Origin of the sequence: Streptococcus ilei (genome assembly GCF_000479335.1) — a bacterium.
GTDB lineage: Bacteria > Bacillota > Bacilli > Lactobacillales > Streptococcaceae > Streptococcus > Streptococcus ilei.
This window is the reverse complement of record NC_022584.1, coordinates 1,893,775-1,917,352: the sequence shown is the minus strand read 5'-3', so window position 1 is coordinate 1,917,352 and position 23,578 is coordinate 1,893,775. Positions and strand designations below refer to the sequence as shown.

Genomic DNA, 23,578 nt, shown 5'->3' with positions numbered 1-23,578 from the left:
CTTAAAGTTTTCTTAAACTGAAAGTCAAACAAATTTTATAAGGAGGAATGTCAATAATGAGTATTGGTATCATTATTGCTAGCCACGGTGAATTTGCAGCTGGAATCCACCAATCCGGCTCGATGATCTTTGGGGATCAAGAGAAAGTTCAAGTGGTTACGTTCATGCCAAGTGAAGGCCCAGATGATCTCTATGCTAAATTCAATGCTGCTGTTGCCGCATTTGATGCAGAAGATGAAATCTTGGTTTTGGCTGACCTTTGGAGTGGTTCTCCATTTAACCAAGCGAGTCGCGTTATGGGAGAAAATCCAGAGCGTAAATTTGCGATCATCACTGGATTAAATCTTCCGATGTTGATTCAAGCTTATACAGAGCGTTTGATGGATGCAAATGCAGGCGTTGATCAAGTCGCTGCAAACATCATCAAAGAATCTAAAGATGGAATCAAAGCTCTTCCAGAAGAATTGAATCCTGTCGAAGAAGCAAGCACTGCTTCCGCTGCCCCTGTTGCCCAAGCTGCTATTCCAGAGGGAACAGTGATTGGAGATGGCAAACTCAAAATCAACCTTGCTCGTCTCGATACTCGTCTCCTTCATGGACAAGTCGCTACTGCTTGGACTCCTGATTCAAAAGCAGATCGCATTATCGTTGCTTCAGACTCAGTTGCCAAAGATGAACTCCGTAAAGAGTTGATTAAGCAGGCGGCACCAAATGGTGTAAAAGCAAACGTAGTCCCAATTCAAAAATTGATCGACGTCGCAAAAGATCCACGCTTTGGTGAAACACATGCTTTGATCTTATTTGAAACACCTCAGGATGCTCTTCGTGCCATCGAAGGTGGTGTTCCGATTAAAACCTTGAACGTTGGTTCAATGGCCCACTCAACTGGTAAAACCATGGTTAACAATGTGTTGTCAATGGATAAAGAAGATGTGGCTACATTTGAAAAAATGCGTGATCTTGGAGTAGAATTTGATGTCCGTAAAGTGCCAAATGACTCTAAGAAAGATTTGTTTGACTTAATTAACAAAGCTAACGTTCAATAATCGATTACTTACGAAAGGATTTTAAACATGTCTATTATTTCTATGGTATTAGTGGTCGTTGTTGCCTTCTTAGCAGGTCTTGAAGGTATCCTTGACCAATTCCAATTCCACCAACCACTTGTTGCTTGTACCTTAATCGGTTTGGTAACAGGTAACTTGACTGCCGGTGTGATGCTTGGTGGTTCCCTTCAATTACTTGCACTTGGCTGGGCAAACATTGGAGCTGCCGTTGCACCCGATGCTGCTCTTGCATCTGTCGCTGCTGCGATTATCTTGGTTCTTGGTGGTGACTTTAGCTCTAAAGGAATCGCTGTGGCTCAAGGTGTGGCTATTCCACTTGCAGTCGCTGGTCTTTTCTTGACCATGATCGTCCGTACTCTCTCTGTTGGTTTGGTCCACACTGCCGATGCTGCTGCTAAAAAAGGTGATATCAAAGGGGTAGAACGCGCTCACTTTGTAGCTCTTCTTCTTCAAGGTCTTCGTATCGCTATTCCTGCAGCCCTCTTGTTGATGATCCCTGCTGAAACTGTTAAAGGTGCGCTTGAAGCGATGCCTGCTTGGTTGTCAGACGGTATGCAAATCGGTGGGGGTATGGTTGTAGCCGTTGGTTATGCTATGGTTATCAACATGATGGCAAGCCGTGAAGTTTGGCCATTCTTTGCCATTGGTTTTGCACTTGCTGCCGTCAGCGAATTAACTTTGATTGCTCTTGGAGCGATTGGTGTTGCCCTTGCCTTGATTTACCTTTCACTTTCTAAGAAAGGTGGCAACGGAGGTGGCGGAGTCGCTACTTCTAATGACCCAATCGGCGATATTCTCGAAGACTATTAAGAAAGGTGTGACACTATCATGACTGAAAAATTACAATTATCTAAATCAGATCGTCAAAAAGTTTGGTGGCGTTCAACCTTCTTGCAAGGTTCTTGGAACTACGAACGGATGCAAAACTTGGGTTGGGCTTACTCATTGATCCCAGCTATCAAAAAACTCTACACCAAGAAAGAAGACCAAGCGGCTGCTCTTGAGCGTCACATGGAGTTCTTCAACACTCACCCATACGTAGCTGCTCCAATCATCGGGGTTACTCTTGCCCTTGAAGAAGAAAAAGCAAACGGTGCTGCTATTGATGATGCTGCTATCCAAGGGGTTAAAATTGGTATGATGGGGCCTTTGGCTGGTATCGGAGATCCAGTCTTCTGGTTTACAGTTCGTCCGATCCTTGGAGCACTTGGTGCATCTCTTGCCTTGACTGGTAATATCCTTGGTCCACTCATCTTCTTCCTTGCATGGAACGCAATTCGTATGTCCTTCTTGTGGTATACCCAAGAACTTGGATACAAAGCCGGTTCTGAAATTACCAAAGATATGTCTGGTGGAATCTTGCAAGATATCACTAAAGGAGCTTCTATCCTTGGGATGTTTATCCTCGCTGTCTTAGTAGAACGTTGGGTATCGATTAAATTTATCTTCAATGTCTCATCAGTTAAGCTAGACGATAAAGCTTATATCCACTGGGATAAACTTCCTGAAGGATACAAGGGAATCCAAGAAGCCTTCGCTCAAGTTGGTTCAGGCCTATCTCAAACACCGGAAAAAGTTACGACTTTCCAACAAAACTTGGATTCATTGATTCCTGGTTTGATGGGCTTACTTCTTACTTTTGCTTGTATGTGGTTGCTTAAGAAAAAAGTATCTCCTATCACCATCATTATCGCCCTCTTTGTCATCGGTGTCTTGGCACACGTTGCTGGCTTGATGTAAGCAAAAATCAATAAAAAGAAGGTTTCGGCCTTCTTTTTATTATGATATAATAGAATTACTTGAAATCAGGAGGAAAGAATGGCGCAATCGCAGAATAAAACCGTTGAATTCCATACCACAGGAGTCTCTTATCTAGGAGTGGGAGGAAAGGTTGGAAAAATTTTAGTTGGAGACGTGGCTTTTGAATTTTATGCAGATGCTAATGTAGAAGACTACGTCCAAATTCCCTGGAAAGAAATCGAACAGATTGGAGCCAACGTATCCGGGCGTAAAATTAGCCGCCATTTTGAAATCTATACCAAGGAAAGCAAATTCCTGTTTGCTTCTAAAGACTCGGGAAAAATCTTAAAAATTGCCCGTGAACACCTTGGAAATGATAAAATTGTCAAATTGCCGACCTTGATCCAAACCATCGCAGCTAAAATAAAAAATCTATTTGCAAAATAGCTTCTTTTCTTGTATAATAAACAAAAACGGATAAGTAAGTTAAGAGGCTCTTTCAGAAAGTCTGCGGTTGCTGTGAGCAGATAGAAACCTTAATTGAAATTCTACCGTTTCTTTAAAATACAATATTGAATCAAGTGCACACCTGTGAAGTTGGATGGAACCGTGGCCCTGCCACTCCAACACTATAACAGGTGTGTTTTTTGTTAAAGGAGAAGCTATGTTAGATATTAAACGAATTCGTACCGATTTTGATACGGTTGCTGAAAAATTGGCGACACGTGGGGTAGACGCTGCTATCTTAAATGAGATGAAGGAAATCGATGCTAAACGTCGTGACATCTTAGTCAAGGTTGAAACCCTCAAGGCAGAGCGTAACACCGTTTCTGCTGAAATTGCTCAAGCCAAACGCAACAAGGAAAATGCAGACGACAAGATTGCTGCCATGCAAACCCTATCTGCTGAAGTCAAAGCGCTAGATGCAGAATTAGCGGAAATCGATGCTAAATTGACAGAATTTACTACGACTCTTCCAAACATCCCAGCTGATAGTGTTCCTATTGGTGCAGACGAGGACGATAACGTAGAAGTTCGCCGTTGGGGAACTCCTCGTGAGTTTGACTTTGAACCAAAAGCCCACTGGGATCTTGGGGAAGACTTAGATATCCTTGACTGGGAACGTGGTGGAAAAGTCACTGGTGCCCGCTTCCTCTTCTATAAAGGCCTGGGAGCTCGTTTGGAACGTGCTATCTACAACTTTATGCTAGATGAGCACGGTAAGGAAGGCTATACTGAAGTCATCACCCCTTACATGGTTAACCATGATTCTATGTTTGGTACCGGACAATATCCAAAATTCAAGGAAGATACTTTTGAACTCAGCGACACTAACTATGTCTTGATTCCAACCGCTGAAGTGCCTCTAACGAACTACTACCGTGATGAAATCATCGATGGGAAGGATCTTCCGATCTACTTTACTGCCATGAGCCCATCTTTCCGTTCAGAAGCTGGTTCTGCTGGTCGTGATACACGTGGCTTGATTCGTTTGCACCAATTCCACAAGGTTGAAATGGTTAAATTTGCCAAACCGGAAGAATCATATGAAGAATTGGAAAAGATGACAGCTAACGCTGAAAATATCCTTCAAAAGTTGAACTTGCCATACCGTGTCGTAGCTCTTTCTACAGGAGATATGGGCTTCTCAGCCGCTAAGACTTACGACTTGGAAGTCTGGATCCCAGCACAAAATACCTACCGTGAAATCTCAAGCTGTTCCAACACAGAAGATTTCCAAGCACGACGCGCGCAAATCCGCTACCGTGATGAAGCCGATGGTAAAGTCAAACTTCTTCACACTTTGAATGGTTCAGGATTGGCTGTTGGACGTACCGTCGCTGCTATTCTTGAAAACTATCAAAACGCAGATGGTTCTGTAACCATTCCAGAAGTCCTTCGTCCATACATGGGTGGAGCTGAAGTTATTGCACCAAAATAAGATAAGAATAAAAAACTGAGTCTTGCATCTGCAAGCTCAGTTTTTTTAATATTTACGAAAACGCTGGTAGCGTTGCTCTAGCAGATCTTCGAGAGACAAAGCTTGTAGTTCCTTCAATTCTGCTTGAATTTCCTTCTTCACTTGAGCGAGTAGTTCTCCATTTGAGAAACCATGCTCCGGAATCACCTTGTCTACAATATCCATATTTAACAACTCATGCGAAGTAATCTTCATCAACTCAGCAGCTTCCATGGCACGGCTTCCATCTTTCCATAGAATAGAAGCAAATCCTTCTGGACTCAAGACGGCATAGATAGAGTTCTCCAACATCCAGACCTTGTCCGCTACAGCCAGAGCAAGGGCGCCACCTGAGCCACCTTCCCCGATGATAATTGCGATAATCGGAACCTTTAAATCACTCATTTCCATGAGGTTACGCGCGATAGCCTCACCCTGTCCCCGTTCTTCAGCGCCAACACCCGGATAAGCACCCGCGGTATTGATGAAGGTTACTACTGGACGACCAAACTTCTCCGCCTGTTTCATCAGACGCAAAGCTTTTCGATAACCTTCAGGATGGGGTTGACCAAAGTTTCTACTGAGGTTATCCTGAAGATTCTTTCCTTTTTGAATCCCGACAACCGTTACCGCTTGATCTCCAAGCCAACCAATTCCACCAATCACTGCACCGTCATCTCGGAAATTCCGATCTCCATGTAGTTCGATAAAGTTTTCAAAAATTCCATGAGCATAATCAAGAGCTGTCAAACGTCCTTGGTCACGAGCTTCTTTAATAATTTGTGTTATTCTTGTCATTACTTCCCTCCATGAAAGGCTAACAAGTCTGCGATTGTTGAACGCATATCACTACGCTGGACAATCACATCCACAAAGCCATGCTCTTGTAAAAATTCAGCCTTTTGGAAATTATCCGGCAACTGTTCCCGCACGGTTGACTCGATCACTCGACGACCTGCAAATCCCACAAGGGCTTGACTCTCTGCAATGATGATATCCCCTTCCATTGCAAATGACGCCGTTACCCCTCCTGTTGTTGGGTCTGTTAGAACGGTAAGATAAAACAAGCCTGCTTTTGAGTGTCTTTGAACAGCTGCAGAGATTTTAGCCATCTGCATCAAACTGACGATTCCTTCTTGCATCCGAGCACCACCAGAAGCTGTAAAGAGCACGACTGGGAGCTTTTCTTCTGTCGCCAATTCAAATAGGCGGGTAATCTTTTCACCGACCACAGAGCCCATAGAAGCCATGATAAAATTGGAATCCATAATACCAAGAGCGACTTTATGGCCCCCGATTTTTGCAGTTCCTGTTAACACAGCCTCATCAAGCCCTGTTAATTCACGAACAGTCGCCAATTTCTTCTTGTAGTTTGGAAACTTAAGCGGGTCCTTGGTCTCAATACCCGTAAACAGTTCAATAAAGCTTCCTGGATCAATCGTCAATTGAAGCCGTTCTACAGCAGAAATACGGAAGGTATAGCCACACTTAGGACACAGACGTTCACTTCCTAGATCCTTTTGGTAAATGGTATGTTTACAGCCCGGACACTGAGAAAACAACTCATCTGGAACCTCTGGTTTCGGCTGAGGTGCTTCAATGGCCGACCGATTGGGATTAATTCGAATGTACTTATCTTTTTTAGAAAATAAAGCCATCAACTTCTCCTTACTTGGTAAAAGAACTTTGTAATTGTGCGCGTTCATTCCTTGTGAAAATGAATCTCACATTTACAAAGTTCAATGCTTATTGATTTTTCTGATAATTTGGTAAAAATTTTTCCATCAGAAAGGCGGTATCGTAATCACCAGCAATCACATTCGAATCTGAAATCAAATCCAATTGGAAATCACTGTTGGTCATTACACCGTCAATTTCCAACTCATAGAGGGCGCGTTGCATCTTCATCAAGGCATCGAAACGATTCTCTCCATGGACAATGATTTTGGCAATCATACTATCGTAGTAAGGTGGAATCGTATAGCCAGGATAGACTGCAGAATCCACGCGCAAGCCAACCCCTCCACTTGGAAGGTAGAGATTGGTGATCTTTCCTGGACTTGGTGCAAAGTTAAAGGCAGGATTTTCCGCATTGATCCGGCATTCAATGGCATGACCGGAAATTTGGATATCTTCTTGACGCACAGACAATTCTTGGCCTTCAGCAATCTTAATTTGCTCTTTCACGATATCAATTCCAGTGACAAATTCTGTCACGGGATGCTCAACTTGAACCCGAGTATTCATCTCCATGAAGTAAAATTCGCCTTTACCTTCATCGTAAAGAAACTCGATTGTCCCAGCATTTTCATAGCCAACAGATTCTGCCGCGCGGACAGCTGCAGATCCGATTTGGTCTCGAATTGTCTTACCGATTGCTACGGATGGAGATTCTTCGAGGACTTTTTGGTTGTTTCTTTGAAGGGAACAATCCCGTTCACCCAAATGAACCACATGTCCAAATTGGTCAGCCAAAATTTGAACCTCAATATGACGAGCTGGGTAGATGACGCGTTCAAGATACATAGCTCCATTGCCAAAGGCCGCCTTAGCTTCTGTCGAAGCAGATTCAAAAGCTGGAACTAGGTCCTCTGCCCGTTCTACTTTACGGATACCTTTACCGCCACCTCCAGCTGACGCCTTCAGCATAACAGGATAGCCAATCCGATCAGCAACTTCCAAGGCTTCTTCAGCTGTATGAACTTCACCATCTGATCCTGGAATCACAGGTACGCCTGCTTTGATCATTTGTGCTCGGGCATTAATTTTATCACCCATCATATCCATAACAGATCCTGATGGTCCAATAAACTTAATCCCTACTTCTTCACACATGGTGGCAAACTTCGAATTTTCACTCAAAAATCCAAATCCTGGGTGAATCGCTTCTGATCCAGTCAAAACTGCTGCAGATAAAACAGCATTCATGTTCAAATAAGACTCGGTTGACTTGGCAGGCCCAATACAAACTGCTTCATCCGCTAGTAAGGTATGCAAGGCTTCTTTATCAGCCGTTGAATAGACAGCGACTGTTTCAATTCCTAATTCACGAGCAGCTCGAATAATCCGGACCGCAATTTCACCACGATTCGCGATTAAAATTTTTCGGAACATAGAAACCTCCCTAGTTACCAATTGCAAATGTTAGGGTCCCGCTAGCAGCTAATTTCCCATCGACTTCCGCTTTTGCTTCCACGACCGCAATCGAACCACGACGCTTGACAAAGGTAGCCGTCATCACGAGCTGATCTCCCGGAACGACTTGTTTTTTAAATTTAACCTTATCCATTCCAGCGTAAAAGACTAATTTCCCTTTATTTTCTGGTTTGGATAATTCTAAGACACCGGCAGTTTGTGCCAAGGCTTCCATAATGAGGACACCTGGCATTACTGGGTAGCTTGGAAAGTGCCCATTAAAGAAGGGCTCATTGATCGTCACATTCTTAATGGCTACAATCGTATCCTCACTTGTTTCAAGGACGCGATCCACCAACAACATCGGATAGCGATGCGGAAGAGCCTCTTTAATAGCTTGAATATCGATCATTTAATCCGTACCAATCCTTTCCCAAACTCGACCATTTCTTCATTTGAAACAAGGATTTCAGTGACGATTCCATCTCTTGGCGCAGGAACTTCATTCATGACTTTCATTGCTTCAATAATCAATAAAGTTTGGCCTTTTGAAACGCTATCTCCAACCTGAACAAAAGCTGGTTTATCTGGACCTGAAGCTAAATAAGCTACACCGACAAGAGGACTTTCAACTACTTCCCCTTCTGCTGCTACTGTTGGAGCAACTTCTGGAGCTGACGGAGCAGCTGGTTCTTCTGCGAGAACAACAGGGCTTTCAACAGCGGGCGCCACTTCCTGAACTACAGGAGCTGGCGTAGCAGGTTGCGAGCTAGCTACACTGCCAGTATTTTTACTAAATGATAGCACATCCGTTGCATTTTGATAGCTAAATTCACGAAGACTGGATTGGTCAAATTGACTCATTAGGTCTTTAATTTCTTGAATATTCACTTTATCCCTCCCAACGTTTAAAGGCTAAGACAGCATTGTGTCCTCCAAATCCAAATGTATTGGAAATAGCATAGGAAATCGGACGTTCTTGCCCTTCACCAAAGATGACATTGGCTTCAATATAATCTGATAACTCTTGTGTTCCAGCAGTTTTTGGAACATATTGATGGCGAATTGCTTCAATTGTCGCAATAGCTTCAACTGCCCCTGCTGCTCCCAAGAGGTGACCTGTAAATGATTTTGTAGAAGATACTGGAACTTCTGTACCAAATACAGAAACGATTGCACCACTTTCTCCTTTTTCATTTGCTGGAGTAGAGGTTCCATGGGCGTTGACATAATCAACTTGAGCTGGTTCAATTTCTGCCTCATCCAAAGCCAACTTCATTGCCTTGATAGCACCTTGACCTTCTGGATGTGGAGAAGTCATATGGTAAGCATCACAGGTATTACCGTAGCCCACCACTTCAGCAAGAATGGTTGCACCACGTTTTTCAGCGTGTTCCAAACTTTCAAGTACCAACATACCTGATCCTTCACCCATTACAAATCCATTCCGATCTTTATCAAATGGAATAGAAGCACGAGTTGGATCTTCTGTTGTTGAAAGAGCTGTTAGGGCTTGGAAACCGGCAATTGCAAATGGCGTAATAGAAGCTTCTGAACCACCTACCAACATCAAATCTTGGAAACCAAATTTAATGGCACGGAAAGCATCCCCAATCGCATCATTGGAAGAGGCACAAGCAGTATTGATCGATTTACAAATTCCATTAGCTCCAAAACGCATAGCAACATTACCAGATGCCATATTTGGCAGAGCTTTTGGAAGGGTCATTGGTTTGACACGTTTTGGCCCTTTTTCATGCAAGCGAATCACTTGATCTTCGATTTCTTTGATACCACCGATACCAGAAGCAACAATGACACCAAAACGATCTTTATCAATAGCTTCTACATCTAAACCTGCATGATTCACAGCTTCTTGAGCGGCATACAAAGCATATAATGAGTAGTTGTCAAAGCGGTTTGTATCTTTTTTGATAAAGTATTTATCAAATGGGAAATCTTGGATTTCAGCTGCATTATGAACAGCAAAGTCACTGTGGTCAAATTTTGTAATCGGACCAATTCCAATTTTTCCTTCTTTTAAGCTATTCCAAAATTCTTCTGGAGTGTTTCCGATTGGAGATGTCAAGCCATAGCCTGTTACAACAACACGATTTAATTTCATTTCAAAACCTACCTCTTTTTATTGCATGGTTAAGCCACCATCAATTGCGATGACTTGCCCTGTTAGATATTCTTGAGTCGCAAGAAAGACTGCAACATCTGCTACTTCTTCTGTATTTCCAAATCGTTTCATTGGAATTTGAGCGAGAGACATTTCTTTAATTTTTTCCGGAAGTCCTTCTGTCATATCAGACTCAATGAAGCCCGGCGCAATGACATTGACTCGGACATTTCTACCAGCTACTTCACGCGCTACCGATTTAGAAAAACCAATCAAACCAGCTTTCGAGGCAGCATAGTTAGCTTGTCCAACATTTCCTGTCAGACCGACAACACTCGACATGTTAATGATAGCACCTTCACGCGCCTTGGTCATCGGCTTTAAGACTGATTGTGTCATATTAAAAGCACCAGTCAAATTCACCTTCAAGACTTGCTCAAAATCTTCTTCCGTCAATTTTAACATGAGCTTATCATTGGTAATCCCAGCATTGTTAACAAGGATGTCTACTGAGCCAAGTGCTTCAATCGCTTCCGCGACCATTCGTTTCGCTTCCGTAGCTTGGGATACATCCCCAGTAACGCCAACTACCTTCACACCGTATGAGGCAAATTCATCCACTAGACCTGCAGGGAGCTCTCCACGACTATTTAAGACAATGTTGGCACCTTTTGACGCAAATTTATGTGCAATAGCCAATCCAATGCCTCGACTTGAGCCAGTAACAAATACATTTTTATTCTTCAGTTCCATAGTCACCTCATCTTATTCGTTCAGTAAGGCATCAAGGCTTGCTTGATCCTCAACATTTTTCGTTGGAAGAGTTTTATCAATTTTTTTCAAGAAACCAGTCAAGACCTTACCTGGACCAATTTCAATCACTTCATCTACTCCAAACTCTTGAATCGTTGCAATCGAATCATAGAAACGAACAGGCTCCATCACCTGGCGAGCTAATAAAGCTTTGATTTCGTCTGATTTCATGATCTTTGCTTCTGTATTCCCAACCAAAGGCAAGCTAAAGTCCTTAAAAGTAACTTTTTCAAGTTCAGTCGCTAGTTTTTCACTAGCAGAAGCAAGTAAGGCCGTATGGAAAGGACCAGAGACATTTAGAGGAATCAACCGTTTTGCCCCTGCTTCTTGTAAGAGTTCAACTGCATAATCCACAGCTTCAACCTCTCCACCAATCACAATTTGGGCAGGAGTATTGTAGTTAGCTGGTGTTACAACTCCCTTTTCAGAAGCCTGTTGACAGATTTCTTCAATCAAGGCAGGATCAGTATTCATGACAGCTACCATCTTCCCGCTTCCAGCAGGCGCAGCTGTTTCCATAAATTCACCCCGCTTGGCTACCAAAGCGACTGCTTCTTCAAAAGAAAGAGCACCTGCAGCAACCAAAGCAGAATATTCTCCTAGAGAAAGACCGGCAACAATATCCGGTGTCATGCCCTTTTCTGCTAATAGACGATAAATAGCTACTGAAGTTGTCAAAATAGCCGGTTGGGTAAAGCGTGTTTGATTGAGCTTGTCTTCATCAGAATCAATCAATTCTCGTAAATCATAGCCCAAAATCTGACTTGCAGTATCAAATGTCTCCTTAACAATCGGATAAGTTGCATACAAGTCACTAGCCATCCCCAATTTTTGGGCACCTTGACCAGCAAATAAGAAAGCACGTTTTGTCACTGTCCTCTTCCTTTCCTTTACTTGTTAGAATTTGACATCTGCCCAGCGAGCTGCTTCTTTCTGAATGACTTTAGCAGCTCCAAAATAGATATCTTCCAAGATTTCAGCACAGGTTTCTTCTTTACCTACGAGACCTGCAATTTGTCCTGCCATCACAGATCCGTTATCAACGTCTCCGTCCACAACAGCATTGCGAAGAGCACCTGCTCCTAATTCTTCAATTTCTTCTTGAGTCTTCTTACCTGCCAAGAAATCTTTTTCCGCTTGGTTATAGGCAGAAGCCAATTTATTCTTAATCGCACGAACTGGATGGCCAACAACTGACGCAGACACTACTGTATCAATGTCTTTAGCTTTCAAGATTTTATTCTTAAAGTTTTGGTGAGCATTTGATTCTTTAGCTACGACAAATCGTGTTCCCACTTGAACAGCAGCTGCTCCAAGCATGAAGACTGCAGCTGCTCCAGCACCATCAGCCACACCACCAGCACCAATAACGGGAATAGAAACAGCTTCGACCACTTGACGAACCAGGGTCATGGTAGTCAATTTACCAATATGCCCACCTGCTTCCATTCCTTCAGCAATCACAGCATCCGCACCTAGTTTTTCCATCCGTTTTGCTAAAGCTACTGAAGGTACAACTGGAATAACGGTAATGCCAGCTTCGTGGAAACGATCCATATATTTCCCAGGATTCCCTGCACCAGTGGTAACAACTTTAACCCCTTCTTCGATAACCAAGTCAACAATGTCATCTGCAAAAGGAGAGAGGAGCATGATATTCACTCCAAAAGGTTTGTCAGTAATGGATTTGACACGATCAATATTCGCTTTGACAACTTCTTTAGGTGCATTTCCTCCACCGATGATCCCAAGACCACCTGCATTGGATACAGCTCCAGCAAGATCTCCATCTGCTACCCAAGCCATACCACCTTGGAAAATTGGATATTTAATGTTTAATAATTCTGTAATTCGTGTTTGCATAGTACCTTCCTCATTTTCGCTTAAGTAATAGTTTGAAAGCGGTTCTTTGCTTTGAGCGTCAAACTATTACCTAAACAAGAGAGAATATCTTTCGATACTCTCATCCATTATTATTTAGTTTTTTCTTCTACGTAAGCAACAAGGTCACCTACAGTAGACAATCCTTCTTCAGTTTCAATTTGAATGTCGAATGCATCTTCAATTTCTGAAATCACTTGGAACAAATCCAATGAATCAGCTTCAAGATCTTCAAAAGTAGACTCAAGTGTTACTTCTGATGGTTCTTTACCAAGTTCTTCAACGATAATTTCTTGTACTTTTTCAAATACTGCCATGATTGGCCTCCTTAAAATAATAAAAAATTTTTAAAATGTGTTACCACATGTTTAACTAGATTGTAACAAGAAGTGAGCCCCATGTCAAACCTCCACCAAATCCAGACAGAAGAATTGTTTGACTTCCATCCAATTTGATCAGTCCTTGGTCGACACACTCCGATAATAAAATTGGAATACTTGCGGCACTCGTGTTACCATATTCCATCATGTTTGCAGGAAGTTTTTCCCGATCAACCCCGATTTTCTTAGCCATTTTATCTAAGATACGGTCATTTGCTTGGTGCAGAAGAAAATAATCAATCTCCTCAACAGGCACTGGAGCAGCTGCTAACACATTTTTAATACTCTTAGCCACATCCCGAATAGCAAAATCAAAGACTGCTCTCCCATCCATTGACAAATATTTTTTATCTTCTTCCTTATCAGAATATGGTGAAGATAAACCAACAGATGATGATTGAAGAACCTCTCCACGGGAACCATCTGAAAACAGACTTTCTGCTAAAAAAGTTTGTTGCTCGGAAGCTTCCAATAAAACGCCACCAGCACCATCTCCAAATAAGACTGCTGTTGTCCGATCTTCCCAATCGATCACTTTCGACAAGGTTTCACTTCCGATAACAATTCCTCGTTTGTACTGTCCAGAGCGAATAAACTTTTCAGCAGTCGCAAGCGCAAAGACAAATCCACTACAAGCAGCTGTCAAATCAAAAACAAAAGCTCTAGAGGCCCCAATTTTAGCTTGAACGCGAGCAGCTGTAGATGGCATCATAGAATCCGGAGAAATTGTTGCAACAAAGATAAAATCCAACTGATCCGCATGTAAACCACTCTTTTTAAGTAAGCGACGAGCTACTTCCGCAGCTAAATCGCTGGTTGATTCCGACTTGGATATATGTCGCTTCCGAATTCCTGTCCGACTTGCAATCCACTCATCGCTGGTATCCATCCGTTCAGAAAGATCTTGATTGGAAATCACTTGGCTAGGCGAATAATGGGCTACTTGACTTATTTTTGCAAAAGTCATTATTTCAACTCCTCCAAGAAACGATAAAGGTTCTGCAAACCTTTTTGCATCACTTTCCGTTCATCTGGAGACATCCCATCGATAATCTGATTGACCATCCGCTTGTGAAATTGTTGGTGAAGGCGATACAAGAGCTTTCCTCTTTTTGTCAAACTCAAATGGACAACACGACGATCAACTTCAGACCTGGTTCGTTCAATATAACCTTTTCGTTCAAGATTATTTAAACTGGTAGTGACTGTACCTAACGTTACCATTAACGAACGCGAAATATCACTTGGAGTTGCGTTTGGTGTTGAGCCGATCACATCAATTGTGTGCATTTCCTTGATAGAAACATCATTAAATCGACTGCTACGTAAACTAGTTTCTTCGATGACTAATACGTTGTTAAAAATGGATGTAAGATAATCATTGACTAGTTGAAAATTCAAAAACCACACCCCCTATTCATTACTTTGATAATCGAATTTTATCAAAATTCAAACCAAATAGCAAGCCTCAACAACAAAAACATAGAAATTTTACGTTTTTATTTTCCTTGAAATTTTGGCCGCCGACGCTCTGAATAGGCTATCACTCCCTCTTTGAAGTCTTCTTTTAGAGATAGATTTCTTTGTAACTTCAACTCAATTTCGGCATAGCGATCCCAGTCAATCAACATACTAGACCATGCCAACTCCTTAATCGCAGCAAAAGAATTGTCTGAGCTACGTCTTAACTTCATGAGAAGTTGATTGGCAGTCTTATCTAATTTTTCTACTTCAGAAACCTTATAAACAACTCCATATTCCAGAGCCTTTTCAGCACCTAATGGTTCACCAGTCATCGCTAACTGAGTTGCTCTACTCAAACCAATCGCTCTTCCTAAAAGGAAAAGACCACCTGCATCAGGAGCTAAACCGACTCCAACAAAGGCTTGAATAAACTTCGCTTTATCAGACGCAATACAAAAATCTGCCGCTACTGCCATATTAGCAGTTGCTCCTGCAACCGCACCATCTGCAACCATAATCACTGGTTTTGGAATTTGCTTCATTCTTTTAGAGATTTGATTAACCAATTCCGCAATTTGCGTTAAAGAATCGATATCATCGGCATCGACAGCCCGTTTCATCTCTGCTAGATCACCACCGACTGAAAAAACCTTTCCGACTGCTTTAAATAAAATAAAACGAACGTCTGCGTTCTGCTCAGCTAATTCTAATGCTTCAAGAATTTCCTGACACATTGGAATGTTAAAACCATTTGAAACCTCAGGCCTATTTAAAATAATGGATGCGAGATCCTCTTCTACAGAAAATATAATCGTTTCGAACACCATAAGCTACCTCTTTACTAATTAGCTATTCATATTATTTGATAGTTGAACTTGTTTATTTTTATATTATTTTAGCACAACTACTTTGAGAAGTAAATTACATTTTCATAACAAAGTGTCTCATCCGAAAGACTCCCTTGATAACAGTGCTATTTTAGATTGTAACAAGGCCCTATCTTTGGTATAATTTAAAGAAAGTTGTGTAAAGGAGTCCACATGAAAGTAGTTAAATTTGGTGGTAGTTCATTAGCATCTGCTACCCAGCTAGAAAAAGTATTCAATATCGTTAAAGAAGATGAAACCCGTAAATACGTTGTCGTCTCTGCCCCAGGAAAACGAAATCCTGAGGATACAAAAGTTACAGATGCCCTCATTAAGTATTACAAAGAATATACCAACGGAAAAGATACTAGTCAAAGTCAAGAATGGATTATCAATCGCTATCGTTCTATTACAGAGGAGTTAGACTTGGACGAGGAAATAATTGAAGAGATTTCTAGAGATATCAAGTCTCTTGCAACACTTCCCAAATCCGATAACACCTTCTTATATGATACCTTCTTGGCAGCTGGAGAAAACAATAATGCAAAACTGATTGCAGCCTACTTTGTTAAAAAAGGCTTAGAAGCAAAATATATCCACCCAAAAAATGCAGGTATTTTTGTAACAAGTGAACCTTGCAATGCCCGTATTCTCCCTTCTAGTTATGACAAGATTGAAGAACTGATAAACCATAATGAGATTTTAGTTATCCCAGGATTCTTTGGAATTACAAAAGAAGACCAAGTATGTACATTCTCAAGAGGAGGATCTGACATTACAGGATCCATTATCGCAGCCGGAGTTAAAGCAGATCTCTACGAGAACTTTACGGACGTAGACGGTATTTTTGCAGCCCACCCAGGAATCATTAAACATCCTCATTCTATTCCTGAATTAACCTATAAAGAGATGCGGGAATTAGCCTATGCTGGCTTTAGTGTCCTCCATGATGAAGCACTTGTTCCTGCATATCGTGGAAAAATTCCAATGGTCATTAAAAACACCAACAATCCAAAACATCCAGGTACCAAGATTGTGCTGAACCATATCGATGAAAATGTTAAAGTTGTTGGAATAGCAGGAGATTCTGGATTTGTCAGCATTAATACCACAAAGTACCTAATGAATAGAGAAGTCGGTTTTGGTAGAAAACTATTACAAATTTTAGAAGATTTGAATATTAGTTGGGATCACATGCCAACTGGAATTGACGATTTATCGGTTATTCTACGTTCGAAAGAACTAACCCCAATTAAAGAACAAGAAATCTTAAAACATTTAATCCAAGACTTACAAGTGGACTATGCAGAAATCGAACATGATCTTTCTATTATCATGATAGTAGGAGAAAATATGAAAAATCAGATCGGTGTAACTGCAACAGCTACGAAAGCTTTATCAGAAAACAACATTAATATCCAAATGATTTCCCAAGGATCCAGTGAAGTTTCTATCATGTTTGTAGTTAATCAAGAACAAGAAAAACAAGCCATAAAAGCTCTATACAATGTATTCTTTAACTAAAAAAAGGTTCGAAAGAACCTTTTTTACTTATCTAATAAAAAAGAAAAATAAAAAAACCCTTTCGGGCACTTACTCCGCCAGTAGGACTCGAACCTACGACATCATGATTAACAGTCATGCGCTACTACCAACTGAGCTATGGCGGAAAAAAGCTAAGCGACTACCATATCTCACAGGGGGCAACCCCCAACTACTTCCGGCGTTCTAGGGCTTAACTTCTGTGTTCGGCATGGGTACAGGTGTATCTCCTAGGCTATCGTCACTTAACTCTGAATGATGAACATTCAAAATTGAATACCTATATTCTAACAAAAATCTAAACGGCTGTAAATATCCTCAGTTACTTTTTGGATAAGTCCTCGAGCTATTAGTATTAGTCCGCTCCATTGCTCACACAACTTCCACTCCTAACCTATCTACCTGATCTTCTCTCAGGGCTCTTACTAACATATAGTTATGGGAAATCTCATCTTGAGGTGGGTTTCACACTTAGATGCTTTCAGCGTTTATCCCTTCCCTACATAGCTACCCAGCGATGCCTCTGGCGAGACAACTGGTACACCAGCGGTAAGTCCACTCTGGTCCTCTCGTACTAGGAGCAGATCCTCTCAAATTTCCTACGCCCGCGACGGATAGGGACCGAACTGTCTCACGACGTTCTGAACCCAGCTCGCGTGCCGCTTTAATGGGCGAACAGCCCAACCCTTGGGACCGACTACAGCCCCAGGATGCGACGAGCCGACATCGAGGTGCCAAACCTCCCCGTCGATGTGAACTCTTGGGGGAGATAAGCCTGTTATCCCCAGGGTAGCTTTTATCCGTTGAGCGATGGCCCTTCCATACGGAACCACCGGATCACTAAGCCCGACTTTCGTCCCTGCTCGAGTTGTAGCTCTCGCAGTCAAGCTCCCTTATACCTTTACACTCTGCGAATGATTTCCAACCATTCTGAGGGAACCTTTGGGCGCCTCCGTTACCTTTTAGGAGGCGACCGCCCCAGTCAAACTGCCCTTCTTCTACTAGGAACTGTGGTTCCATTCTTACAATAGAATAAAGTAGGTGTTTCATGAAAAATAGAATAAAGGACGATGTAAAAGAGCAGTTTTTAACCTCTCTTCAAACCATCATTTCTTATCCTTCGGTTTTAAACGAAGGCGAAAATGGAACACCGTTTGGACAAGCTATCCAAGATGTCCTTGAGAAAACGTTAGAAATTGCTCAAGAAATGGGCTTTCAAACCTATCTAGATCCTGAAGGATACTATGGATATGCAGAGATCGGTCAGGGGGAAGAACTCCTGGCCGTTCTTTGTCACTTGGATGTTGTTCCAGCCGGTGATTTAGAAGATTGGCAGACGCCACCTTTTGAGGCGACTCTGAAAGATGGATGGTTGATCGGACGTGGAGTACAAGATGACAAGGGGCCATCCCTTGCGGCCCTTTACGCAGTTAAGAGTCTGCTTGACCAAGGACTTGTATTTACCAAACGGATTCGCTTTATATTTGGTACGGACGAGGAAACTCTCTGGCGCTGTATGAACCGCTACAATCAGCTAGAAGAAAAAGCAGATCTTGGCTTTGCTCCAGATTCGTCCTTCCCATTAACCTATGCTGAAAAAGGCTTGCTTCAAGTGAAGCTCCATGGACCAGGCTGGGAGGATCGTCCTTTACAAGCTGGTCGTGCCCTTAACGTGGTACCAGATAAGGCAACTTATAAAGGGGAACGCTTAGAGGAACTTTTACCAGTGATCGAGCAAAGTGGTGTGAACTATACAGAAGAAACTGGAGCAGTAACCGTTCTTGGACTGTCTAAACACTCCAAGGATGCGGCTGAGGGTGTCAATGCTATTGTCGGCTTAGCGGAAAGTCTTTCCTTGATCCAGCCTCATCCAGCCCTTCTCTTTATAGCAGATGCTGTTGGGGAAGATGCGATAGGAGCAGCTCTCTTTGGTGAAATCAAAGATGAACCAAGTGGTGCTCTTTCCTTCAATATTGCGACCCTCTCTATTGATGAAGAGCAATCTGAAATCGGGATTGATATTCGGATCCCTGTCCTAGCAGATAAGGATGCTTTAGTAGAGCGATTAACTGAAGTGGCAGCTAGCTATCAACTTCAGTATGAAGAGTTTGATTATGTAGCTCCCCTGTACGTTCCATTAGATAGTCCGTTGGTGAGTACTCTGATGGCGGTCTACCAAGAAGAAACGGGGGATCAGACTCCAGCTATGTCCTCAGGAGGAGCTACTTTTGCTCGAACCATGGAAAATTGTGTGGCTTATGGGGCCCTCTTCCCTGATGCTCTCCAAACAGAGCACCAGGCGAATGAACGAGCCAAACTGGATGATTTGTATCGTGCAATGGAAATTTATGCCGAGACCATTCGACGGTTAGCAGGCAAAGAAGTCTAATATAGATTTGAAAAAAGCTTAGATGGTCAGTGAACTGCACCCCAAAAGTTAGACAGAAAAAATCTAACTTCCTGAGAAGGTTGTCAAATCCCCATCCAATACCGCATCATCTGGATTCGTCGACTTGAAGAAATCCTTCCGATTGGCAAAGACCATCTCATGATCGGGGTCTTTATCTGACATAGTTACCGTAATGAGGGGATCCTTATCTGATTGGTATTTAAAGATACGCACAGTGACGGTGAAATCAGTATTTCCATCAGACTTTTTCATCTGACTAGTAGAAACTTTATTGGCACCTTCTACTTTGAAATCCGTTGAGAACGTTGCTGAAACAGCACCATCATCTGTTTGATAATCAATTTTCCAAGATTTCCCATCTTTCTGTATCTTGGCCTTATCACGCGCGCTAGAGACATATTCACCAGACAAATCGATGGCTTTTTCCTTAGATGAGGACGAGGTCTTCGAGGTCTGGTTGAACTCTTTTTGATGATCCGGTTGGATATTGGAGCTAGAGTAGAGATAGACTCCTCCAATTAGAACCACTGCACTCACAAAAGCGATGATCATCCAAAGATATTTCTTATCTAACTTTTTGATCATTTCAATACCTCCTTGAAATGGTAGTTACCTATTAGTATACCTTAAATTCTATTTAAAGCAAACTTTGACCGAATTTCATAAATTTTTTATCGTTTTTCGATACTTTTTTATTGACTTATTTTTTATAAAGAGTATACTATAAGTAAATAATAAATAAACTTTAAGGAGGCTTGCGATGAAAAACTCAAAAACCTTAAAAAATGTTATTGAAGTCTTAACGGCTTTCATTTACTTCTGTGGCTTTATGACTGTGGCAGCACTGGTCATCCACCTGCTTTCACGGATGGGTGTGTTTAAGGATCTCGTTCAATCTGGGCGCTTGTCCTTTGAGGTGAATGGCATCCAGCTTTTCCCAAAACATCTGCAACCCCTATGGCAGTTGCTCTTCCCACTAGCCTCAAGTGCTATTTATATTCTTCTTCTCATCACCATTCGTAGCTTCCTCCAAAATCTCTACCAAGAAAAGATCTTTTCTCACTCCAACATTGATCTTTGCAACCGAGCTTGGAAGATCTTATTGGTCTTGTCCTTTATGTCTGGTACACTTGAAACCAGTGGCGACGTTTATCTCCTTCCCTTTACCTTCCAATTGACCTTTAATACGGGACTCCTCCTCGCTGTCCCAATTGTCTGGGTCCTTGGCAAGATTTTAGAGAGAGGAATTGCGATCGCTGAAGAAAATGAGCTGACCATTTAAGGAGGGGACCATGATTATCGTCAATCTAGATGTCATGCTGGCCAAGCGAAAGATGAAATCCAATGAGCTAGCTGACAAAATCGGCATCACTACCGCCAACCTCTCCATCCTTAAGACAGGCAAGGCCAAAGCTATCCGCTTCACCACCCTTGAAGCTATCTGCAAAGAACTGGACTGCCAGCCCGGAGATATCCTGGAATACCGGCCAGATGAATAGGAAATATCTTAAGAAAAGTAATTGGAGACTTTCCTTAGGTGAGGACGGACGGTAGCGAATCCCTCTGGGATTCCATACCTAAAATTTGAGCCTACTGTCTCAAATCTTCCGAGAGTCTGAAACGAAACTGTTTCAGACTCTTTTCTCACTGATGAAAACTATAGCGATACAACAAAAGCACTCCCGCGGGAGTGCTTTTAGTATACAATCATCAGTTTAGCCAATGATGCTGCCATTTAGCACAGATGGATCAACGGTTAAGACTGTTAATTGATCCCCGTGTTCTGCAGAAAGAATCATGCCTTGGCTGACATATTTCTTCATCATCTTACGTGGTTTGAGGTTGGCCACGATTTGGAGTTTCTTGCCGACCAATTCTTGTTCATTTGGATAGAATTTTGCGATACCAGAGAGGATTTGACGGTCTTCGCCATCTCCTGCATCTAGGCGGAAGCGAAGCAATTTGTCAGATCCTTCGACGCGTTCAACTTCTTTGACCTCTGCCACACGGATTTCGACCTTGTCAAAGTCTTCAAATTTAATCTCATCTTTTTCAGACTTGAGTTCCACTTCTTCTGGAATCCATTCTTTTTCTTAAATCTTGTCAATATCTTTTTTCTATTTTTTTAAAAAAAGTTTTTCTTTTTTTAAAAAAATAGAAAACGAGAAGTGGATTCTTCTCGTTTTCTTATGATTATACAAGTTCTTTATATTTTTTCTGTTCTGCTTTATTTGCCCAAACGTAATGTCCTGGCTTGATTTCAACCATTTCTGGTTTGTCGGTTGAATAATCATGCTGATCAGGATCATAAACTTTCAGAACTTTTTTGCGTTCTAGAATTGGATCTGGAATCGGAACTGCCGATAGTAGAGATTGTGTATAAGGATGAATTGGGTTGTTAAACAATTCTTCCGTTTCAGCTACTTCTACAATAACACCTTTGTAAATAACCGCAATACGATCAGAGATAAAACGAACTACTGAAAGATCGTGTGCTATAAAGAGATAAGTCAAGCCCAACTCTTTTTGGAATTTCTTCAGGAGGTTCAATACTTGTGCACGAACTGATACGTCTAGGGCAGAAATTGGTTCATCTGCAATAACAAATTCTGGCTCCATTACCAAGGCACGAGCGATACCAATCCGCTGGCGTTGTCCACCAGAGAATTCATGGGGATAACGAGTCAAATGTTCTGCTAGAAGACCCACTTCATGCATAATCTCTTTTACTTTACGTACTCGGTCTTCTTCATTTTCGAATAGATGATAATTGTACAAACCTTCTGAAATAATGTAGTCGACTGTTGCACGCTCATTCAAGCTAGCTGCTGGGTCTTGGAAGATCATTTGAATCTTTCGGATTAATTCATTTTCATCCTTGCGATTTTGCTTCCCATTGATCTTTTTACCATCATATAAGATGTCACCTGCACTAGTGTCATTCAAACCAATGATTGCTCGACCAATTGTTGTCTTCCCACTACCTGACTCACCAACGAGGGAAAATGTTTCCCCTTTATTGATGAAGAAATTTGCATTCTTTACGGCTACAAATTTTTTACTTCCTTCACCGAAGGAAATTTCTAGATCTTTAACTTCTATTAATTTTTCTGTCATTTCCTTCTCCTAGTCCTTGATTGTAGTGAATCCCATTTTTGCACTTATTTTTTCATGAAGATTATCAATAATTTCTGGTTTATTGACTTTTGGTGCATCTTCATGCAAGAGCCACGTTTTAGCCCAATGTGTATCTGAAACTTTGAAAACTGGTGGATGTTCCTCAAAATCAATTTGCATGGCATAGTCTGAGCGCAAAGCAAAGGCATCCCCTTTTACCGGTGAGTACAATGATGGAGGAGTCCCTGGGATAGAAAATAAATCACCCTTAGAAGTAGACAACTGTGGCAAACTTGAAAGAAGACTCCATGTATAAGGATGTCTTGGGTCATAGAAAATTTCTTCTACTTTACCAAATTCTACAATTTCACCAGCATACATTACGGCAACCTTATCTGCAATACTTGCCACCACACCCAAATCATGGGTGATAAATATTGTTGTAAAGTTATATTCTTTTTGTAATGATTTCAACAAGTCAATGATTTGGGCTTGAATAGTTACGTCGAGGGCCGTTGTAGGCTCGTCACAGATCAAGATATCAGGACGGCAAGCAAGCGCAATAGCAATAACGATCCGTTGGCGCATCCCACCTGAATATTGGAAAGGATATTCATCAAAGCGACGTTCTGCTTCCGGGATTCCCACCTTTTCCATATAGTCAATAGCCATTTCTCTGGCTTCTTTTGCACTCTTGCCTTGGTGTTTAATAATAACCTCTGTAATTTGTGATCCGATTGTATTAATCGGGTCCAAACTGGTCATTGGGTCTTGGAAGATCGTTGCAATTTTTGCACCACGAATTTCTTCCCAATCTTTGTTTGACTTGAGTTCTGTTAATTCTTGCCCGCGATAATTAATGGTCCCATTGGCAATTCGTCCGTTTTCTTCTAACATTCCTGTAAAAGTTTTTGTCAAAACAGATTTACCAGAACCTGATTCACCAACAAGCGCCATGACCTCTCCTTCAACAAGATCCAAAGAGACATTGCGAATAGCTGTTAAGACACGATCCCGAACATCAAATTCTACTACGATATCGCGAGCAGATAAGATTACATTTTTATCATTTGTCATA

Annotated in this window: 25 protein-coding genes, 1 tRNA gene, 1 rRNA gene, 1 pseudogene and 1 other annotated feature; of the genes and pseudogenes, 9 read left to right on the top strand and 19 right to left on the bottom strand. The window is 41.8% G+C overall.

Annotation, left to right across the window (positions count from 1 at the left end; translation table 11 throughout):
* Window positions 1-56: 56 nt before the first annotated feature.
* The 5 genes from N596_RS09130 (at window position 57) to serS (ending at window position 4,749) form a co-directional block, all read left to right on the top strand.
* Window positions 57-1,046: a PTS sugar transporter subunit IIB gene (locus N596_RS09130; protein WP_023022259.1), complete on the top strand. Its 990-nt coding sequence runs from the start codon at window positions 57-59 to the stop codon at window positions 1,044-1,046.
* Between the two features lie 27 nt (window positions 1,047-1,073).
* Window positions 1,074-1,877 carry a PTS mannose/fructose/sorbose transporter subunit IIC gene (locus N596_RS09125; protein ID WP_023022258.1) on the top strand — a complete coding sequence of 268 codons (804 nt, stop codon included), beginning with the start codon at window positions 1,074-1,076 and terminating at the stop codon, window positions 1,875-1,877.
* 18 nt (window positions 1,878-1,895) lie between these two features.
* A complete protein-coding gene (locus N596_RS09120; RefSeq protein WP_023022256.1) occupies window positions 1,896-2,807 on the top strand; it encodes a PTS system mannose/fructose/sorbose family transporter subunit IID in 912 nt (303 codons plus the stop codon).
* 78 nt (window positions 2,808-2,885) lie between these two features.
* Window positions 2,886-3,254 (top strand): DUF956 family protein, encoded by a 369-nt coding sequence (locus N596_RS09115; RefSeq protein WP_023022254.1) that lies wholly within the window; start codon window positions 2,886-2,888, stop codon window positions 3,252-3,254.
* 217 nt (window positions 3,255-3,471) lie between these two features.
* Complete coding sequence (gene serS, locus N596_RS09110; protein ID WP_023022252.1) at window positions 3,472-4,749, top strand: serine--tRNA ligase; 1,278 nt, start codon at window positions 3,472-3,474, stop codon at window positions 4,747-4,749.
* A gap of 45 nt (window positions 4,750-4,794) precedes the next feature.
* On the opposite strand, the gene N596_RS09105 is transcribed toward serS, so the two are convergent.
* From N596_RS09105 to N596_RS09045, 13 genes are all read right to left on the bottom strand, one after another.
* Complete coding sequence (locus N596_RS09105; RefSeq protein ID WP_023022250.1) at window positions 4,795-5,565, bottom strand: acetyl-CoA carboxylase carboxyl transferase subunit alpha; 771 nt, start codon at window positions 5,563-5,565, stop codon at window positions 4,795-4,797.
* On the bottom strand, window positions 5,565-6,425 hold the full coding sequence (accD, locus tag N596_RS09100; protein WP_042361364.1) for an acetyl-CoA carboxylase, carboxyltransferase subunit beta: 861 nt from the start codon (window positions 6,423-6,425) through the stop codon (window positions 5,565-5,567). Before accD ends, N596_RS09105 begins: the two co-directional genes overlap by 1 nt.
* A gap of 88 nt (window positions 6,426-6,513) precedes the next feature.
* Complete coding sequence (locus N596_RS09095; RefSeq protein ID WP_023027707.1) at window positions 6,514-7,881, bottom strand: acetyl-CoA carboxylase biotin carboxylase subunit; 1,368 nt, start codon at window positions 7,879-7,881, stop codon at window positions 6,514-6,516.
* Between the two features lie 10 nt (window positions 7,882-7,891).
* A complete protein-coding gene (fabZ, locus tag N596_RS09090) occupies window positions 7,892-8,314 on the bottom strand; it encodes a 3-hydroxyacyl-ACP dehydratase FabZ (protein ID WP_006596902.1) in 423 nt (140 codons plus the stop codon).
* On the bottom strand, window positions 8,311-8,793 hold the full coding sequence (gene accB / locus N596_RS09085) for an acetyl-CoA carboxylase biotin carboxyl carrier protein (RefSeq protein ID WP_023027706.1): 483 nt from the start codon (window positions 8,791-8,793) through the stop codon (window positions 8,311-8,313). Before accB ends, fabZ begins: the two co-directional genes overlap by 4 nt.
* Before the next feature lies 1 nt (window position 8,794).
* Window positions 8,795-10,027 carry a beta-ketoacyl-ACP synthase II gene (fabF, locus tag N596_RS09080; RefSeq protein ID WP_023022242.1) on the bottom strand — a complete coding sequence of 411 codons (1,233 nt, stop codon included), beginning with the start codon at window positions 10,025-10,027 and terminating at the stop codon, window positions 8,795-8,797.
* 18 nt (window positions 10,028-10,045) lie between these two features.
* Complete coding sequence (gene fabG / locus N596_RS09075; RefSeq protein ID WP_006596905.1) at window positions 10,046-10,780, bottom strand: 3-oxoacyl-[acyl-carrier-protein] reductase; 735 nt, start codon at window positions 10,778-10,780, stop codon at window positions 10,046-10,048.
* A gap of 12 nt (window positions 10,781-10,792) precedes the next feature.
* Window positions 10,793-11,713 (bottom strand): ACP S-malonyltransferase, encoded by a 921-nt coding sequence (fabD, locus tag N596_RS09070; protein ID WP_023027705.1) that lies wholly within the window; start codon window positions 11,711-11,713, stop codon window positions 10,793-10,795.
* A 24-nt stretch (window positions 11,714-11,737) separates the two neighbouring features.
* On the bottom strand, window positions 11,738-12,703 hold the full coding sequence (gene fabK / locus N596_RS09065; protein WP_023027704.1) for an enoyl-[acyl-carrier-protein] reductase FabK: 966 nt from the start codon (window positions 12,701-12,703) through the stop codon (window positions 11,738-11,740).
* 110 nt (window positions 12,704-12,813) lie between these two features.
* Window positions 12,814-13,038, bottom strand: a complete 225-nt coding sequence (locus tag N596_RS09060) for an acyl carrier protein (protein ID WP_003003892.1) — start codon at window positions 13,036-13,038, stop codon at window positions 12,814-12,816.
* A 55-nt stretch (window positions 13,039-13,093) separates the two neighbouring features.
* Window positions 13,094-14,068: a beta-ketoacyl-ACP synthase III gene (locus N596_RS09055; protein ID WP_023027703.1), complete on the bottom strand. Its 975-nt coding sequence runs from the start codon at window positions 14,066-14,068 to the stop codon at window positions 13,094-13,096.
* Entirely contained in the window at window positions 14,068-14,502 is a 435-nt protein-coding gene (gene fabT / locus N596_RS09050) for a fatty acid biosynthesis transcriptional regulator FabT (RefSeq protein ID WP_006597415.1), read from the bottom strand. The genes N596_RS09055 and fabT overlap by 1 nt, the downstream gene beginning before the upstream one ends.
* Window positions 14,503-14,600: 98 nt before the next feature.
* Window positions 14,601-15,392, bottom strand: a complete 792-nt coding sequence (locus N596_RS09045; RefSeq protein WP_023027702.1) for an enoyl-CoA hydratase — start codon at window positions 15,390-15,392, stop codon at window positions 14,601-14,603.
* Between the two features lie 213 nt (window positions 15,393-15,605).
* Between N596_RS09045 and N596_RS09040 the strand changes: the two genes are divergently transcribed.
* Window positions 15,606-16,955 carry an aspartate kinase gene (locus N596_RS09040; protein WP_023022228.1) on the top strand — a complete coding sequence of 450 codons (1,350 nt, stop codon included), beginning with the start codon at window positions 15,606-15,608 and terminating at the stop codon, window positions 16,953-16,955.
* Between the two features lie 72 nt (window positions 16,956-17,027).
* Here the strand turns inward: N596_RS09040 and N596_RS09035 are convergent.
* Window positions 17,028-17,101, bottom strand: a tRNA-Asn gene (locus N596_RS09035).
* A 5-nt stretch (window positions 17,102-17,106) separates the two neighbouring features.
* Window positions 17,107-17,222: ribosomal RNA gene (gene rrf / locus N596_RS09030) — 5S ribosomal RNA — on the bottom strand.
* A 92-nt stretch (window positions 17,223-17,314) separates the two neighbouring features.
* Window positions 17,315-18,079, bottom strand: a sequence feature (23S ribosomal RNA rRNA prediction is too short).
* On the opposite strand from rrf, the gene N596_RS09020 reads away from it, so the two are divergent.
* A complete protein-coding gene (locus N596_RS09020; protein ID WP_444547697.1) occupies window positions 18,079-19,362 on the top strand; it encodes a M20 family metallopeptidase in 1,284 nt (427 codons plus the stop codon). Its footprint overlaps the feature before it by 1 nt.
* A gap of 63 nt (window positions 19,363-19,425) precedes the next feature.
* On the opposite strand, the gene N596_RS09015 is transcribed toward N596_RS09020, so the two are convergent.
* Complete coding sequence (locus N596_RS09015) at window positions 19,426-19,968, bottom strand: hypothetical protein (RefSeq protein ID WP_023027530.1); 543 nt, start codon at window positions 19,966-19,968, stop codon at window positions 19,426-19,428.
* A 175-nt stretch (window positions 19,969-20,143) separates the two neighbouring features.
* On the opposite strand from N596_RS09015, the gene N596_RS09010 reads away from it, so the two are divergent.
* A complete protein-coding gene (locus tag N596_RS09010; RefSeq protein WP_023022517.1) occupies window positions 20,144-20,665 on the top strand; it encodes a DUF2975 domain-containing protein in 522 nt (173 codons plus the stop codon).
* A 10-nt stretch (window positions 20,666-20,675) separates the two neighbouring features.
* The gene (locus N596_RS09005) at window positions 20,676-20,882 is read left to right on the top strand and encodes a helix-turn-helix domain-containing protein (RefSeq protein WP_003006064.1); all 207 of its coding nucleotides are present in this window, start codon (window positions 20,676-20,678) and stop codon (window positions 20,880-20,882) included.
* A 216-nt stretch (window positions 20,883-21,098) separates the two neighbouring features.
* Here N596_RS09005 and metG read toward each other — a convergent pair.
* The 3 genes and pseudogenes from metG to N596_RS08990 form a co-directional block, all read right to left on the bottom strand.
* Window positions 21,099-21,476: pseudogene (gene metG, locus N596_RS09000) on the bottom strand (methionine--tRNA ligase subunit beta); the annotation flags it as partial.
* Between the two features lie 100 nt (window positions 21,477-21,576).
* On the bottom strand, window positions 21,577-22,500 hold the full coding sequence (locus N596_RS08995; protein ID WP_023022226.1) for an ATP-binding cassette domain-containing protein: 924 nt from the start codon (window positions 22,498-22,500) through the stop codon (window positions 21,577-21,579).
* Between the two features lie 9 nt (window positions 22,501-22,509).
* A complete protein-coding gene (locus N596_RS08990; RefSeq protein WP_023022224.1) occupies window positions 22,510-23,577 on the bottom strand; it encodes an ABC transporter ATP-binding protein in 1,068 nt (355 codons plus the stop codon).
* Between the last annotated feature and the right edge of the window lies 1 nt (window position 23,578).